General features: G+C 71.2%; 18 protein-coding genes. 14 read left to right on the top strand and 4 right to left on the bottom strand.

Translation table 11 applies throughout. The features are described from left to right. Positions 1 to 438: 438 nt before the first annotated feature. A complete protein-coding gene (locus ASC56_RS14305; RefSeq protein ID WP_079102494.1) occupies positions 439 to 1,251 on the bottom strand; it encodes a class I SAM-dependent methyltransferase in 813 nt (270 codons plus the stop codon). Between the two features lie 401 nt (positions 1,252 to 1,652). Here ASC56_RS14305 and rpsA point away from each other — a divergent pair, with 401 nt between their 5' ends. The 4 genes from rpsA (at position 1,653) to ASC56_RS14285 (ending at position 5,468) form a co-directional block, all read left to right on the top strand. Then, positions 1,653 to 3,143 carry a 30S ribosomal protein S1 gene (rpsA, locus tag ASC56_RS14300; protein WP_055491747.1) on the top strand — a complete coding sequence of 497 codons (1,491 nt, stop codon included), beginning with the start codon at positions 1,653 to 1,655 and terminating at the stop codon, positions 3,141 to 3,143. Between the two features lie 295 nt (positions 3,144 to 3,438). Further along, a complete protein-coding gene (locus ASC56_RS14295) occupies positions 3,439 to 4,377 on the top strand; it encodes a PAC2 family protein (RefSeq protein WP_055491746.1) in 939 nt (312 codons plus the stop codon). 51 nt (positions 4,378 to 4,428) lie between these two features. Next, positions 4,429 to 5,037, top strand: a complete 609-nt coding sequence (coaE, locus tag ASC56_RS14290; RefSeq protein WP_055491745.1) for a dephospho-CoA kinase — start codon at positions 4,429 to 4,431, stop codon at positions 5,035 to 5,037. A 50-nt stretch (positions 5,038 to 5,087) separates the two neighbouring features. Next, positions 5,088 to 5,468 carry a tetratricopeptide repeat protein gene (locus ASC56_RS14285; RefSeq protein WP_055491744.1) on the top strand — a complete coding sequence of 127 codons (381 nt, stop codon included), beginning with the start codon at positions 5,088 to 5,090 and terminating at the stop codon, positions 5,466 to 5,468. Positions 5,469 to 5,570: 102 nt separating this feature from the next. On the opposite strand, the gene ASC56_RS14280 is transcribed toward ASC56_RS14285, so the two are convergent. Then, a complete protein-coding gene (locus ASC56_RS14280; RefSeq protein WP_055491743.1) occupies positions 5,571 to 5,837 on the bottom strand; it encodes a DUF6343 family protein in 267 nt (88 codons plus the stop codon). A gap of 113 nt (positions 5,838 to 5,950) precedes the next feature. Here ASC56_RS14280 and ASC56_RS14275 point away from each other — a divergent pair, with 113 nt between their 5' ends. The 3 genes from ASC56_RS14275 (at position 5,951) to ASC56_RS14265 (ending at position 8,376) form a co-directional block, all read left to right on the top strand. Then, complete coding sequence (locus tag ASC56_RS14275; RefSeq protein WP_055491742.1) at positions 5,951 to 6,940, top strand: acyltransferase domain-containing protein; 990 nt, start codon at positions 5,951 to 5,953, stop codon at positions 6,938 to 6,940. A gap of 112 nt (positions 6,941 to 7,052) precedes the next feature. Further along, positions 7,053 to 7,733: a bifunctional 2-polyprenyl-6-hydroxyphenol methylase/3-demethylubiquinol 3-O-methyltransferase UbiG gene (locus ASC56_RS14270; protein ID WP_055491931.1), complete on the top strand. Its 681-nt coding sequence runs from the start codon at positions 7,053 to 7,055 to the stop codon at positions 7,731 to 7,733. Positions 7,734 to 7,887: 154 nt separating this feature from the next. Beyond that, complete coding sequence (locus ASC56_RS14265; protein WP_055491741.1) at positions 7,888 to 8,376, top strand: DoxX family protein; 489 nt, start codon at positions 7,888 to 7,890, stop codon at positions 8,374 to 8,376. A gap of 140 nt (positions 8,377 to 8,516) precedes the next feature. Here the strand turns inward: ASC56_RS14265 and ASC56_RS14260 are convergent, their stop codons facing one another. Then, on the bottom strand, positions 8,517 to 9,245 hold the full coding sequence (locus tag ASC56_RS14260) for an RNA-binding S4 domain-containing protein (protein ID WP_055491740.1): 729 nt from the start codon (positions 9,243 to 9,245) through the stop codon (positions 8,517 to 8,519). A gap of 79 nt (positions 9,246 to 9,324) precedes the next feature. Between ASC56_RS14260 and ASC56_RS14255 the strand changes: the two genes are divergently transcribed. Then, positions 9,325 to 10,026, top strand: a complete 702-nt coding sequence (locus ASC56_RS14255) for a uracil-DNA glycosylase (protein WP_055491739.1) — start codon at positions 9,325 to 9,327, stop codon at positions 10,024 to 10,026. A 15-nt stretch (positions 10,027 to 10,041) separates the two neighbouring features. Here ASC56_RS14255 and ASC56_RS14250 read toward each other — a convergent pair whose 3' ends face one another. Further along, on the bottom strand, positions 10,042 to 10,698 hold the full coding sequence (locus tag ASC56_RS14250; RefSeq protein ID WP_055491738.1) for a GntR family transcriptional regulator: 657 nt from the start codon (positions 10,696 to 10,698) through the stop codon (positions 10,042 to 10,044). A 234-nt stretch (positions 10,699 to 10,932) separates the two neighbouring features. On the opposite strand from ASC56_RS14250, the gene ASC56_RS14245 reads away from it, so the two are divergent. The 6 genes from ASC56_RS14245 (at position 10,933) to ASC56_RS14225 (ending at position 15,591) form a co-directional block, all read left to right on the top strand. Next, positions 10,933 to 12,408: an NCS1 family nucleobase:cation symporter-1 gene (locus tag ASC56_RS14245; RefSeq protein WP_055491737.1), complete on the top strand. Its 1,476-nt coding sequence runs from the start codon at positions 10,933 to 10,935 to the stop codon at positions 12,406 to 12,408. Between the two features lie 2 nt (positions 12,409 to 12,410). After that, entirely contained in the window at positions 12,411 to 13,175 is a 765-nt protein-coding gene (locus ASC56_RS14240) for an aspartate/glutamate racemase family protein (protein WP_055491736.1), read from the top strand. Further along, positions 13,172 to 13,339, top strand: coding sequence for a hypothetical protein (locus tag ASC56_RS43095; protein WP_199835987.1), 168 nt, complete (start codon positions 13,172 to 13,174; stop codon positions 13,337 to 13,339). The genes ASC56_RS14240 and ASC56_RS43095 overlap by 4 nt, the downstream gene beginning before the upstream one ends. A 226-nt stretch (positions 13,340 to 13,565) precedes the next feature. Then, entirely contained in the window at positions 13,566 to 13,994 is a 429-nt protein-coding gene (locus ASC56_RS14235; RefSeq protein ID WP_234376957.1) for a hypothetical protein, read from the top strand. Beyond that, positions 13,991 to 14,818 (top strand): nucleotidyltransferase domain-containing protein, encoded by an 828-nt coding sequence (locus ASC56_RS14230; RefSeq protein WP_055491735.1) that lies wholly within the window; start codon positions 13,991 to 13,993, stop codon positions 14,816 to 14,818. Before ASC56_RS14235 ends, ASC56_RS14230 begins: the two co-directional genes overlap by 4 nt. Before the next feature lie 41 nt (positions 14,819 to 14,859). After that, on the top strand, positions 14,860 to 15,591 hold the full coding sequence (locus tag ASC56_RS14225) for a hypothetical protein (RefSeq protein WP_055491734.1): 732 nt from the start codon (positions 14,860 to 14,862) through the stop codon (positions 15,589 to 15,591). Positions 15,592 to 15,601: the final 10 nt, after the last annotated feature.

Genomic DNA, 15,601 nt, shown 5'->3' with positions numbered 1-15,601 from the left:
GCGCGCCGGACATACGCGGCCGGCCACCGACGCCGAGGATTGGCCGGAACGCCCCCTCGGCGCCACGCGCCCACGAGACCGGACCGGTACGACCCCTCAGCCTCACGCGCCTACGAGACCGGACCGGTACGACCCCCTCAGCCTCACGCGCCTACGAGACCGGACCGGTACGACCCCCTCAGCCTCACGCGCGCCTACGAGACCGGCAGCGAACCGCTCGGTCCGGCGTGCGTTCGGGGCCGGTGAGACCCGCTCGGCGCCGCGGGGGTACGGGGCCGGTACGACCCCCTCGGTCCTAGGCGCGCCTACGACGTGCCCATGAGGCGCCCACGACGCGCCCACGTGGCGCGAACGGCCCGTCAGCCGGTCCCTCGTGCCCGCGAGACCCGAGCGGCCCGCTCGGCCGGGCCACCCCGTACACGAAGCCCGAACGGCCCCTCAGTCCCGCTCGCACACGAAGATCGCCGTCCCCGGGATCAGACCGCCGCGCAGCGGCGACCATCCGCCCCACTCGGACGTGTTCCAGGCGGGCCACTCCGGCTCGACCAGATCGACGAGCCGGAAGCCGGAGGCGACGATGTCCCGCACCCGGTCGCCGAGCGTCCGGTGGTGCTCCACGTACACAGCCCTGCCCCGCTCGTCCTGCTCGACATAGGGCGTGCGGTCGAAGTACGAGGCCGACACCGACAGCCCCTCGGGCCCGGGCTCGTCCGGGAACGCCCAGCGGATCGGATGGGTCACCGAGAAGACGAAACGGCCGCCGGGACGCAGCACCCGCCGCACCTCGCGCAGAACCAGGACCGGGTCCGCCACGAACGGCAGCGCCCCGTACGCGGAGCACGCCAGGTCGAATGAGGCGTCCTTGAAAGGCAGGGCACCGGCGTCGGCCTGGACGAGGGGAAAGGCCCCGCCGATGCGCAGCGCGTGCTGGAGCTGGCGGTGGGAGAGGTCCAGTGCCACCGGGCGCGCGCCCTGTCCGGCCAGCCAGCGCGAGCACTGCGCCGCGCCGGAGCCGATCTCCAGGACGTCCTGGCCCTTGAGGTCCTCCGTGGGGCCGAGCAGCTCCGCCTCGACCTCGTCCAGCCCCTCGGGACCCCACACGAAACGGTTGTCACCGAGGAATGTGCCGTGCTCGATCTGGTACTCGTCCGCGTTCCGGTCCCACCAGCCCCGGTTGGCCCGGGAACTCTCCCGGACGTCCGCCGTGCGCCGGGTGGCTTCTGGCTCGAACTGTTCGGACTCTTGGATGATCGGCTCCCTCGTCGTACTCTTCCGTCCAAACCCGGCCCACCGGTGTCACGGAGAGGTGCCCCGGGCCCGCGCGGCCCTGTTGCGTTGTCCGGTGAGCAGCCGGGGTGCTGTGGATCCTCGTGCCGGGTATGCGGCGAACCGCCCCGGGTGTGCGGCTTCGCGCATTGACCCTGTCCGGCTGCCCCCGTATGCTACAAGTTGCGCTGCGGGCCTGCGCACCTCAGACGTAGCAGGCTGCGCTCGCATCTGTTGTATGTCCCCTCGGTTCTCGAGGCGCCACCGGGCACCCGGTGTCCAAATTGGTGGCGCTTCCTTGGCTGTCCGGCTTCTGCAGAGCGAAACGGGCTCCCGGCGTAAGCAGTACCTACGACTTCAATGTCCGTACCGGAGCCCTTTCCCACATGACGAGCAGCACCGAGACCACCGCCACCACTCCGCAGGTAGCGGTCAACGACATCGGTAACGAGGAAGCCTTCCTCGCGGCGATCGACGAGACGATCAAGTACTTCAACGACGGCGACATCGTCGACGGCGTCATCGTGAAGGTCGACCGGGACGAGGTCCTGCTCGACATCGGTTACAAGACCGAAGGTGTCATCCCGAGCCGCGAGCTCTCGATCAAGCACGACGTCGACCCGAACGAGGTCGTGGCCGTCGGCGACGAGATCGAGGCCCTCGTCCTCCAGAAGGAGGACAAGGAAGGCCGCCTGATCCTCTCGAAGAAGCGCGCCCAGTACGAGCGTGCCTGGGGCACCATCGAGAAGATCAAGGAAGAGGACGGCATCGTCACCGGTACCGTCATCGAGGTCGTCAAGGGTGGTCTCATCCTCGACATCGGCCTCCGTGGCTTCCTCCCGGCCTCCCTGGTCGAGATGCGCCGCGTTCGCGACCTCCAGCCGTACGTCGGCAAGGAGCTCGAGGCGAAGATCATCGAGCTGGACAAGAACCGCAACAACGTGGTCCTGTCCCGCCGTGCCTGGCTGGAGCAGACCCAGTCCGAGGTCCGCCAGACGTTCCTCACGACCCTGCAGAAGGGTCAGGTCCGCTCCGGTGTGGTCTCCTCGATCGTCAACTTCGGTGCCTTCGTGGACCTGGGTGGCGTCGACGGTCTCGTCCACGTCTCCGAGCTGTCCTGGAAGCACATCGACCACCCGTCCGAGGTCGTCGAGGTCGGCCAGGAGGTCACCGTCGAGGTTCTCGACGTCGACATGGACCGCGAGCGCGTCTCCCTGTCGCTGAAGGCGACCCAGGAAGACCCGTGGCAGCAGTTCGCCCGCACCCACCAGATCGGCCAGGTCGTGCCCGGCAAGGTCACGAAGCTGGTGCCGTTCGGTGCGTTCGTCCGCGTGGACGAGGGCATCGAGGGTCTGGTCCACATCTCCGAGCTGGCCGAGCGCCACGTGGAGATCCCGGAGCAGGTCGTCCAGGTCAACGACGAGATCTTCGTCAAGGTCATCGACATCGACCTGGAGCGTCGCCGGATCTCGCTGTCCCTCAAGCAGGCCAACGAGTCCTTCGGTGCCGACCCGGCGTCGGTCGAGTTCGACCCGACCCTGTACGGCATGGCCGCGTCCTACGACGACCAGGGCAACTACATCTACCCCGAGGGCTTCGACCCCGAGACCAACGACTGGCTCGAGGGCTACGAGAAGCAGCGCGAGGAGTGGGAGCGCCAGTACGCCGAGGCGCAGCAGCGCTTCGAGCAGCACCAGCAGCAGGTCATCAAGTCCCGCGAGGCGGACGCCGCTGCCGCCGCCGAGGGTGGCGAGGCCGCCGCTCCGGCCGCGACCGGCGGTTCGTACTCCTCCGAGGGTGGCGACAACTCCGGCGCGCTCGCCTCGGACGAGGCGCTGGCTGCCCTGCGCGAGAAGCTGGCCGGCGGCCAGAGCTGAACGCTCACGGCTGAGGCTTAGCCGATGACCGAGGGCCCGTACCCGATGGGGTGCGGGCCCTCGGCGCGTTCGCCGGTCCCGCGGGCCTCCTCGTGCCGCCCGCTCGGCGAGCCCGCCGAATGCGTCCCGTAGGGCCGTGACCACACCAGCGGTGCCGTGCCCGCGCTCCACGCGCGTGTGCCGAGAGACCACGCGCGTGGCCGAGAGATGACGAAGTGTCGGGTGACGGGCACGGCCGGGAATGCCCGCGCCCGGCACCACGTTGTGCAGTACGGACACGAGGAGGAGCGGTCTAGTGCTTGATCCGCAGGGTTTGTACGCATGGGAGCCGAAGGGTCTGGCTGTCGTCGACATGGCGCTCGCCCAGGAGTCGGCCGGTCTGGTCATGCTCTACCACTTCGACGGATACATCGACGCGGGCGAGACCGGCGACCAGATCGTCGAGCGGCTCCTCGACTCGCTGCCCCAGCAGGTCGTGGCCCGCTTCGACCACGACCGGCTCGTGGACTATCGGGCCCGCCGCCCGCTGCTCACGTTCAAACGTGACCGCTGGACCGACTACGAGGTGCCCGGCATCGACGTGCGCCTGGTGCAGGACACCACCGGGGCGCCCTTCCTGCTGCTCTCCGGACCGGAGCCGGACGTGGAGTGGGAGCGCTTCGCCGCGGCCGTCCGCCAGATCGTGGAGCGGCTCGGCGTCCGTCTGTCCGTGAACTTCCACGGCATCCCCATGGGCGTGCCGCACACCCGACCGGTGGGCCTCACCCCGCACGGCAACCGCATCGACCTGGTCCCGGGCCATCGCAGCCCCTTCGAGGAGGCGCAGGTCCCCGGCAGCGCCGAGTCCCTGGTGGAGTACCGGCTGACGGAGGCCGGACACGACGTCCTGGGCGTCGCCGCGCACGTCCCGCACTACATCGCCCGCTCCGCGTACCCGGACGCCGCACTGACCGTCCTGGAGGCCATCACCGCCGCCACGGGACTGGTCCTGCCGGGGGTGGCGCACTCCCTGCGCACGGACGCGTACCGCACACAGACGGAGATCGACCGGCAGATCCAGGAGGGCGACGAGGAGCTCGTCGCGCTCGTCCAGGGCCTTGAGCACCAGTACGACGCCGCCGCGGGTGCCGAGACGCGTGGCAACATGCTCGCGGAGCCCGTGGAGATCCCGTCCGCGGACGAGATCGGACAGGAATTCGAGCGCTTCCTGGCGGAGCGCGAGGGCGACGGCTGAGCGCACGGGGCTCCCTCCACGCCGTCAGTGGCAGGCCGTAGGCTTCCCGTCATGCTGAAGGTGGGCCTGACCGGCGGTATCGGCGCCGGCAAGAGCGAGGTGTCGAGGCTGCTCGTCGAGTGCGGGGCCGTGCTGATCGACGCGGACCGCATCGCGCGCGAGGTCGTCGCGCCCGGGACACCAGGCCTCGACGCGGTCGTCGAGGCCTTCGGGGAGGGCGTCCTTTCGCCGGACGGCAGCCTGGACCGCCCCAAGCTGGGGTCCATCGTCTTCGCCGACCCGGACAGGCTCGCCGTCCTGAACTCGATCGTGCACCCCTTGGTGGGCGCCCGCTCCCGGGAGCTGGAGACCGCCGCCCCCGCGGACGCGGTGGTCGTCCACGACGTCCCCCTGCTCGCCGAGAACGGACTCGCCCCGCTCTATGACGTGGTGGTCGTCGTCGACGCCGACCCCGCGACCCAGCTGGACCGGCTCGTCCGCCTGCGCGGGATGACCGAGGAGGACGCACGCGCGCGCATGGCCGCCCAGGCGACGCGCGAGAAGCGCCTGGAGATCGCGGACGTCGTCATCAGCAACGACGGACCCCTGGAACAGCTGGAGCGGAACGTAAGGGATGTATGGGCTGATCTCGCCCATAGGGCACAGCGCTCCCAGGAATAGCGGTCGCCGCCGGGGGCGTTGAATCGGTCCAGCAAGGGAAGGGATCTGGCGTGCCCGAGACCAGCGATTCGGCCGGACGTACTCCGGAGACGCATGTCATCGACTTCCGCGCCGCGGAGCAACTGCTCGCCGCGCGGGACCCTCGGGGCGCGGTGAAACTGCTCGACGGCGTGATAGCCGCGCACCCCGAGAACACGGCGGCCCGCCTGCTGCGCGCGCGTGCCTTCTTCGCCGCCGCGCAACTGCGGCCCGCGGAGCTGGAGTTCAGCATCGTGCTGGAGCGCGAGCCGGACAACGCGTTCGCGCACTTCGCGCTCGCCCGTACCTACGAGCGCCAGGCACGGCCGGAACAGGCGTTGCGGCACTTCCGGCTGGCGGCCGCCCTGGACCCGAACCCGCAGTACCTGAGGGCGGCGCGCTTCGACTCGTAGCGCGCCCCTTGGGGCCGCGTCCCGTGGCGCCCGCTCGTGCTCCGAGGTCACCCGCCCCGCTCTGGAGCCGTCCGTGAGAGGGGCCTCGCGGGGCTCCGGGCGCTACCGGTCACGGTTCTCCGGCGGGAGGTAGGGCGGGACGTCCCGGCCCGGCTGCCAGTGGGAGCCCTGGCGGATATGGCGGACGATGAGGGCCATGTCCACGGTGACGACCAGCCACAGCACGCCGCACGCGGCCGCCCACCCGGGCCGCCCGACCAGCGCGAACGCGACGGTACCCACCGTCGCCCAGACCAGGCCCCACAGGCTCAGCCAGAAGCGGGCCCGCAGCGGACTGCGCGCCGTCGTCGGTTCACTGCCCGTACGCATCGCAATCACGGCTCCTACGACGAAACGTACCCTTCGTGGTGCATGTTCACCATGGGACGGCGACCGGATCCGGAAGGCCGCGGGCGGCGCGGCCGGATCCATGGGGAGAGGCGATGGAGCTGCTGGAGACGCTTCGGGCGGACGCCAGGCTCGCCGAGTGGCTGAGGGGCCTCGCGAGCGAGGGCGACCTGCGCGTGGAGGCCGTCCTGCCCGACGCGGACGAGCTGCCCGACGTCCTGCTCGATCTGTCGGTACCCCATGAGGACATCAACGAACTCGTCGCGCTGCGCGACCGGCTCGGCGCGGACGAGGGGGCGATGACGCTGCTGGCGCGGTGCGTCGCCCGTTTCGTCCGGGACATGGGGGAGATCGGGAAGGGCTGGGAGCCGCCGCCGTTCCCCGCGTCGGCGGGCGCACTCGGGCGCCTCTTCCATGTCTACGTCTTCCTCGCCGCGCTTCCGTACGTTCGCGCCCACCACCGGGAGCGCGGTGTCCCGGACGAGGTGTCCCGGCGCACGCTCGCCGACCTCGGGCGGCACATGGCGGTGCACCGCCGACGGCGCGGCACCGGCGGGCTGCTGTTCCCCTGGTGGATCGCGCTGCACTTCCACGGGGAGCTGTTCCAGCTGGGGCGGCTGCAGTTCCAGCGCGCACGACTGGGGCAGCGCACGGGAGGGGCGATAGCCGCCACGGGGGCGGGTCCGGGGCCCGGCGACCCCTGTCTGAGCCTGCACATACCCGACTTCCGGGGTCCGCTGTCGCCGGCCGCCTGCGAACGCTCGCTGGCGCTGGCGCGGGAGTTCTTCGCCGAGCACTACCCCGAGGAGCGCTACGAGATCGCCGTGTGCCACTCCTGGCTGCTGGATCCGCAGTTGAAGCGGTATCTGCCGGCCGACTCCAACATCATCCGCTTCCAGGACCGTTTCGAGTCGGCGTACGAGGAGACGACACCCGACGACGGTGTGCCCATCGGCTTCGTCTTCGGTGACCCCGAGCTGCCGGTGGAGGAACTGCCCCGGCGCAACAGTGTCGAACGGGCGGTCGTGGACCATCTGAGGGCAGGCGGGCACTGGTACGGGGGCCACGGCTGGCTCGCACTGTGATCGCCCCTTCCCCGAGCGCCCGTTCTGCCGTCAAACGCTTCACCCCATCGGGTGATGGGGAAGCGGGAACGGGGCGCTGCGGGCGGTCCGTTGGACGGGCATGAGGCTGAGGATGCGGGAAGGGTACGGGGGGACGGGCCCCGGCGTGATCACGCCCGACGGCTGCGCGGTCGAGCTCTACTCACGGCTGCCGGTCGGAGACGAGCCGGACGTCATCGCCGCGGCGGTGCCCGCGGGCGCGCACATTCTGGAACTGGGCAGCGGGGTCGGGCGAGTGACCCGTCCACTGCTGGAACGGGGCTTCGCGGTCACGGCGGTGGACGAGTCGCCGCAGATGCTGGAGCGGGTGAGCGGGGCGCGCACGATATGCAGCCCGATCGAGGCCCTCGACCTGGGCGAGACGTTCGACGTGGTGCTGCTCGCCTCGTTCCTCGTGCACGCCGGGGACACCGAGGTGCGCAGAAGACTGCTACGGACGTGTGCTCGGCACATGGTGGACGGCGGGTGCGTACTGATCCAGCGCGAGGGGGAGGACTTCCACGCCCGCGTGCCACGCGAACGGGTCGACCCGAGCGGCTGCACCATACGGATCGTGTCCTCGGAGCCGGTGGGGGACGGGGCCCACTCGGTGTGCGCGGAGTACGAGTTCCCCGACGCGACCTGGACGCAGACGTTCCTGTCCCGGCCCTTGAGCAAGGAGCAGTTCGAGGAGGCACTGGAGGAGGCGGGGCTGCGGGTGGACCGGTATCTGACGGAGGATCGGATGTGGGTCAGGGCCGTGCGCGGGTCTTGAACGGAGCCGTGAGAAGGGGCCGGTGGGACCGTCACGGTGATGCGGCCGGCAGGCGCCGTGGACGAGGAGCGGGGCCGGGCGGCGATGAGTTCTGGGACGAGCGCGGGTCTACCTCCCTGACAGCACTGCGGATCCGATTCCCCAGGAGAACGCCATGTCCGAGTCCATCGCCCCCGTCACCCGAGTCGCCTCCGCCTCGGCCTCCGCCGCGGCCTCGGCCTCCGACTCCGCCGCGTCGGTGAGCCGCGTGCACGGCCGGAGCCGTCGGGCCGAGATCTCCCTGCGAGCGCTGCAGATCGCGCTCGCGCTCTTCTACGGGATCGCGAGCGCGCTGCCCAAGCTGATCGCGCACCCGTCGGCCGTCGAGTCCTTCGACAGGATCGGCTGGGGAAGCACGGGGATGTACACCATCGGCTCCCTCGAACTGGCGGGTGCCGTCGCGCTGCTGGTGCCGCTGCTGTCCTCGGTCGCCGCGGTGGCGCTCTCGGCACTGATGGTGGGCGCGTTCATCGTCCAGCTCGCCGTCTTCGACGGTCAGTACGCGGCGACCCCGCTGATCATGATGGTCCCGCTGATCCTGATCGCCTGGGCCCGACGTCACGGCACGGGGGACCTGGTCCGGCTGGTACGCCGCCGGGTGTGATCCACACCCGCGCCCGACGTCGAGGGCTCCGGGCAGCCGAGGTCTCGCAGCCGAGGTGGTGCCCTCCCCCAGGCCTAGGCCCAGGCCCAGGCCCGCGTGCTCGCCCCGACCGGCCGGGCGCGGGGCCGGCCGGCCCGAGCTCAGAGCCCCCCGGAGCCGCTCCGGCCGTTCGGGCGGTTCCGGCGGCCCGAGGGGGCCTGACTCCCGGAGCGGCCCTGGGTGCCGTAGCCGCCGAACCCGACGCCCGGGCTACCGCCGGGTGTCGCTCCGAGGCCACGGAGGCGTTCCATCTCGCGGCGGTCGCGCTTGGTGGGGCGGCCCGCGCCGCGGTCGCGGATGCCCGCCGGGGCCACGGCCTCACGGGGCGGCGGGGGCGGGCTGTTGTCGATGTAGCACTGGACCGCCACGGGAGCTCCGACCCGCTTGCGGATCAGGCGCTTCACGACGACGATCCGCTCCCGGCCCTCCTGCCGCAGGCGCACCTCGTCGCCGACGCGTACGGAGTGCGCGGGCTTCACGCGCTCGCCGTTCACCCGTACATGTCCACCCCGGCACGCGGCGGCGCCCATCGAGCGGGTCCTGACCAGCCGTACGGACCAGATCCAGCTGTCGACGCGCACGCTCTCGCCGTTCGACGGGCCGGCCGCCTCGGCGGCGGCCACGGCGGCCGCGGTCTTCGCGTCGGCGGTCTTCGCGTCGCTGGCTTCGGGACCGACGGAGCCCGGTGGGTCGACCGCTCGGCCCTCTCCGGCGGTGCCGGACCGCCGGTCCGCCTCGTGGCCCGAGCGCTCCCCGGCCTCGCCCGTCGCAGCCGCGTGGGTCCCGTCCGCCCCGCCCGTCCTGTCGTCGTCCGCACCTTCAGAAGCCATGCCCCGACCTTAGCTCCCCGGGCCGGGCGGACCGGAGCGCATTTCCGGGGCCGCCCCCACCCGAGCCTACGGTGGAGGCATGGACAGCAGCAGCCTCGCCGGACTGGACGAGCGGATCACGGGATGCCGTGCCTGCCCGCGTCTGGTGGCGTGGCGGGAGGAGGTGGCCCGTACCAAGCGGGCCGCGTTCGCCGACTGGACGTACTGGGGGCGGCCGGTGCCGGGCTTCGGCCCGCCGGACGCCAGGATGCTCGTCATCGGTCTGGCACCCGCGGCCCATGGGGGGAACCGGACCGGGCGGATGTTCACCGGGGACCGGTCCGGGGATGTGCTGTACGCGGCCCTGCACTCCCTGGGCCTGGCGTCGGGGCCCACGTCGGTGTCCGCCGACGACGGCCTGGAGCTGTACGGCGTACGCGTCACCTCGCCGGTGCACTGCGCCCCGCCGGGCAACAAGCCGACGCCGGAGGAACGGGACACCTGTCGGCCGTGGCTCGTGCAGGAGTTGCGGCTGCTGCGGCCGTCGCTGCGGTCCGTGGTCGCGCTCGGTGCCTTCGGCTGGCAGTCCGCACTGACCGCACTGGCGGAGGCGGGCCGGCCGGTGCCCCGGCCTCGGCCCGCCTTCGGCCACGGGAGACGGGTGTCACTGGACGGACTGGAGCTCTTCGGCTGCTTCCACGTCAGCCAGCGCAACACCTTCACCGGACGGCTCACCCCGGAGATGCTGCGGGACGTGCTGCGCACGGCGGCGGAGGCGGCCGGGCTGCCGACCAGGCCCTAGGGAACCGGCCGGGCCCTAGGGCAACTGGGCGGCCCCGAACAGGTGCCGCACCGTCGAGCGGTAGTTGGCCTGGACATGGGCGAGGGCATGGACACGGGCGCGGTCCGGGTCGCCGGAGGCGATCGCCTCGTACAACTCTCGGTGCTCGGTGAGGAGTTGGGGCCACTCCTCGTTCTGGCGGGTGAGCCAGCGCAGCCGGCCGTCGACCGGTTCCATGACGGAGATCAGCAGGCTGTTGCCCGCCATGGCCAGGATCCGGTCGTGGAAGCGGGTGTTGACGTCGGTGATCGTCTCGGCGTCCTCGGCGGCGGTCGCGGCCGCCGCCTGGTCCAGCAGTTCCACCAGCTCCGCCAGGTCCTTGGAGGTCGCACGGGCCGCGGCGAGGCCGGCCGCGTAGACCTCCAGTGCCTCGCGCAGCTCGAAGAGTTCCTTGACGTCGGTCGGGGTCAGCCGGCGCACGACCGTTCTGCGCGGAGTCTCGAACAGGACGAACCCCTCGGCCACCAGTGCGCGGATCGCCTCGCGGACCGGTACGCGGGAGACCCCGAAGCGCTCGGCGAGCTCGCGCTCGACCAGGCGGTCGCCGGGGCGCAACCGGCCCGCGATGATCTCCTGCCGCAGCGCCGCCAGGACACGCTCGCGCACCGCGCCCAGGGGTTCGATCTTCGCCATGGGGCCATCTTCGCCGACTCGGCGGCTGTTTTACGGAGCCGTAACGGTGCGGACATCGGTCGGAACGGTTGACGGAGAGACCATGACGGAGTTTGGTATACCAAATGCGCGAGGAGGCGGCCCCCACCCGGCTCCCCGAAGATCCGGACCCGTACCCGCCCGTGCCCGCACCCACTCCGGCCCGCACCGGACCCGTACCGAAAGGCCCCCCGTCCCCTCGTCCATGGAGGCCCCGTGTCCCTCGCCGACCGCGCCGAAGCCACCGGCGCCCCAGGGTTCGTCCCCGACCCCCGCCTCACCAACGAAGACCTGGCGCCCGCCGCCGAGCGCAAGTGGAAGGTCTTCGACCTGTTCGCCATGTGGATGTCCGACGTCCACAACCTCGGCAACTACACGTTCGCCGCGGGCCTGCTGGTCCTCGGCATGAACGTCTGGCAGATCTTCACGTCCCTGCTCGTCGGCTTCGTCCTGATCTACCTCGGGATGAACATGATGGGCAGGATCGGCCAGCGGCACGGTGTGCCCTTCCCGGTCGTCAGCAGGATCAGCTTCGGGGTGTGGGGCGCCAACATCCCCGCGCTGATCAGGGCCGTGATCGCCATCATGTGGTACGGCATCCAGACCTACCTCGCGTCCGTCGCCGTCAACGTCATGCTGCTCGCGGCCTGGCCGGGGCTGAAGTCGTGGACCCACCACGCGTTCCTCGGCCTGGACGCGCTGGGCTGGACGTCGTTCGTGGCGCTGTGGCTGATCCAGGCGCTGATCATCAGTCAGGGGATGGAATCCGTACGGAAGTTCCAGGACTTCTGCGGTCCCGCCATCTGGCTCGTGATGATCACGCTCGCCGTCTGGATCCTCGCCAAGGCCCACTGGACCATCTCGCTCACCTCGACCCCGCACCCTGTCTCCACCGGTGAGCAGTGGCGGCAGTGGTTCGGAGCCATCGGGCTCGTCCTCGCCACGTACGGCACCCTGATGCTCAACTTCTGCGACTTCTCCCGCTTCGCGCCGGGCTACCGGACCGTCAGGCGGGGCAACTTCTGGGGCCTGCCGATCAACTCGACGGCCTTCGTGATCGTGTCGGTGATCGTCACAGCCGGTTCGATCCAGGTGTTCGGCGAGGCCATCACGGACCCCGCGCTGCTCGTGGCCAAGGTCGGCAACACCTGGGTCCTGGTGCTGGCCGCGTTCACCTTCGCCGTGGCCACCATGGGAGTCAACATCGTCGCGAACTTCGTCTCGCCCGCGTACGACCTGGCCAACGTCTGGCCGCAGAAGATCAACTTCAAGGTCGGCGGCATGATCAGCACGGTCGCCGCGCTGGTCGTCACCCCTTGGAACCTCTTCTCCAACCCCACCGTCGTCAACTACTTCCTCGGCGGCCTCGGCGCCTTCCTCGGCCCGCTGTTCGGGGTGATCATGCTCGACTACTACTGGGTCAAGCGCGGCCGCATCGACACGGACCAGCTCTTCAGCGCCGAGCCCGGGTCCCGCTACTACTACCGAAAGGGCGTCAACCCCAAGGCTCTGTGGGCGTTCCTGCCCTCGGCCGCGGTCGCGGCGGTGCTCGCGCTCGTCAAGGCATTCAGCGCGGTGGCACCGTACTCCTGGTTCATCGGGACCGCGCTGGCGGCCGCGCTGTACGCGGTGCTCTGCCGCTCCGAGCGTGCCGCCCAGCCCGCTCCGGCAGCGGCTGTCGCGGAGGGCTGAGCGTGCGGATCGTCGTCACCAACTGCAACACCACGCAGGAGATGACCGAGCAGATCGTACGAGGTGCCCGGGCCGCCGCCGGTCCGGGCACCACCGTGACCGGACTGACCCCGGCATGGGGGCCGGAGTCCGCGGAGGGCTGGCTCGACAGCTACCTCTCGGCCGCGGCCGTCCTCGACGCGCTGCGCACCTACGAGGGGCCGTACGACGCCGTGGTCATGGCCGGGTTCGGGGAGCACGGCCGCGAGGGCGCGCGGGAGCTGCTGGACGTGCCGGTCGTCGACATCACCGAGGCGGCGGCCCATCTGGCGTGTCTGCTGGGGCGGCGGTACGGCGTGGTGACCACGCTGGAGCGCTCGCGCGGCCAGATCGAGGACAGCCTGTACACGGCGGGGGTCCTGCAGAACTGCGCGGCCGTCGTCGGCACCGGCCTCGGGGTCCTCGACCTCGGGGACACGGCCCGCACCGAAGAGGCCTTCGTGGCCGCGGCCGAGCGGGCGCGCGAGGCCGGCGCCGAGGTCCTGGTGCTGGGGTGTGCCGGGATGACCGGGCTGCAGCGGGCGGTGGGGGAGAAGCTGGGGCTGCCGGTGGTCGACGGAGTGGCCGCGGCGGTGAAGCTCGCGGAGTCACTGGTGGCCCTGGGGCTGACGACGAGCCGCGCGGACAGCTGGGCCAAGCCGCTGCCCAAGCGGAGGGAGTGGGGCGCGGGGGTGACGCGCGAGAGCGCTGGACGTCCTCCCGGGCCGGGACGACGGCCGTCGCCGTGATCTCCACCAGCTCGGTGCGGCCGAGGCGGGCGACGCCGATCGGTGCGGCCGAGGCGGGCCACGCGCCGATCAGTGTGGAGGAGCGCGGTCCGGTGCCGAGCCCCGAGGGCTCGACGACGTCCCACACCGCGGAGAGCACGGCCGGCTCACCGCTCACCACGTAGATGTCCGTCGACACGACACGCACCATGTCGCTGCCGACCGCACGCGACTGCTCGTCGAGACTCCTGGAGAACGATGCGCGATCCGGGCTCCCAAGCATCGGGCACAAGGGCGACCTCCCCCACGTGCGGGGAGCGCGACGGCCGCCGTGTCCGAATGTGTGGTGGGCGGACGTACGGTCGGCGGCGGGCTACGGTAGGGGTCCGTACCAGAGACCAAGGGGGCCCGGTGGACGAGTTGACGGCGCTGGCGGCGGCGGGGGCGACCGCATTGGTGACACAGATGGTGACCGACGGGTGGGCGCAGGTGCGGGACCGGGTCGCGGCCTTCTTCGCGGGCCGACGGGGCGGTGACGGCGAGGTCGTCCAGGGGGAGTTGGAGCGGTCCCGCGCCGAACTGGTCGCCGCGCGGGACGCGGGCGACGAGGAGACGGCGTCCGACATCCAGGACGAGTGGCGCAGCCGACTGCGCCGCACGCTGCGCAACGACCCGCAGGCCGTCTCGGAACTCCGCTCCCTGCTCGATGAGTTGGCGCCGAACGCGAACACCGGTTCCGGAGGCACCGTCAACAACACCATCAGCGGCGGTGTGCAGCACGGCACGGTCGTCCAGGCGCGCACGGTCGGCGACCTGAGCATCGGGGACAGCCGCAGGTGAGCACGGACGGCGAGGCGTTCCTCGACGCCGTCGCGGAACGCCTCGCCGCCCTTCCCGCGGTCCGCGCCGTCGCCCTCGGCGGCTCCCGCGCACAGGGCACCCACGGCCCCGACAGCGACTGGGACCTGGCCGTCTACTACCGCGGCCCCGACTTCGACCCCGCCGCCCTGCGGGCGATCGGCTGGCCCGGTGAGGTCTCCGAGATCGGCGGCTGGGGCGGAGGGGTGTTCAACGGAGGCGCCTGGCTGACCATCGACGGCCGCCGTGTCGACGTCCACTACCGCGATCTCGACGTGGTGGAGGACGAGGTGGCAAAGGCCCGCGAGGGCCGCTTCCATGTGGAGCCGCTGCTGTTCCATCTCGCCGGCATCCCCACCTACCTGATCGTCGCCGAGTTGGCGATCAACCGCGTGCTGCGCGGGACCCTTCCGCGTTCGGAGCCGTACCCGGACAAGCTGCGCGCCTCCGCCGCCGAGCGCTGGCACGGCACGGCCCGTGCCACGCTCGCGTACGCCAAGGCCCATCATGCCCCCAAGGCCCGCCTCACGGAGGTCGCCGGAGCCCTTGCGGTGGCCGCCGTCCAGGCCGCGCACGCCGTGCTGGCCGCGCGCGGGGAGTGGGTGACCAACGAGAAGAGGCTGCTGGAGCGGGCGGGGCTGCGGGGCGTGGACGACATCGTGGCGAGGCTGGGAGCCGACCCGGACGGGCTCACGGAGGCTCTCGTGACGGCCGAGGAGCTCTTCGAGAAGACACTGCGCCTGCGCTCAGCGAGGGATCCACACCCCGGCAGCGCCGCGCGCCCTCCCGGATCCGCAGCCCGATAATCCTTCGAGTCCGTGTGCTTCCCGCTGCTACGGTCTCCGGCGTGGCGAAACTCAATCAGATCATCGCAGTCGAGAAGGGCGTCAAGTCCAAGTCGCATCAGGACCTGACGGCCGCTCACCACGGGCTGCAGAAGCCCGCGCTGCTGGCCGGAATCTCCCGTACGTACCAGCCCAAGGACGAAGAGGGCGAGCAGTTGCCGCCGGAGTCCACTCGGGTCCAGGTGCGGGCCGAGGACGTGCTGCGGGACACCGCGGCCATTCTCACCCGGTTGTTCGACGTGACCGCCACCAAGGACTGGGCCAACTGCACCGCGTGCGCGGACGTGAAGGTCGACGGGCGCGTGTTGCTCGCCGACGTTCCCGTCGCCTATCTGCTGTTCCTGGAGAAGCAGCTCGTCGACCTCAACGGCTTCATACGCAAGCTGCCCGTCCTCGACGCCTCCGAGTCATGGGTGCAGGACCCCTCCACCGACGCCTGGAGGACCGAGGCCGTGCGCACCCTCCGTACGAAGAAGGTGCCCCGCAACCATGTGAAGGCCGAGGCCACCGACAAGCACCCGGCCCAGGTCGAGGTGTACTACGAGGACGTGCCCGTCGGGTACTGGACGACCGTGAAGTTCTCCGGCGCCCTGCCCGCGCGACGGGTCAACGAGCTCCTGGACCGCGTCGAGAAGTTGCAGCAGGCCGTCAAGTTCGCCCGCGAGGAGGCGAACGGCGTCGACGTCGTCGACCAGCGCGTCGGGGACGCCGTGTTCGGCTACCTGTTCGGGTAGCCTCAAGAAC

It is taken from the genome of Streptomyces sp. TP-A0356 (assembly GCF_001417775.1).
GTDB lineage: Bacteria > Actinomycetota > Actinomycetes > Streptomycetales > Streptomycetaceae > Streptomyces.
Note: the sequence above shows the minus strand (reverse complement) of the source record. Positions and strands in the feature narration are given on the sequence as shown.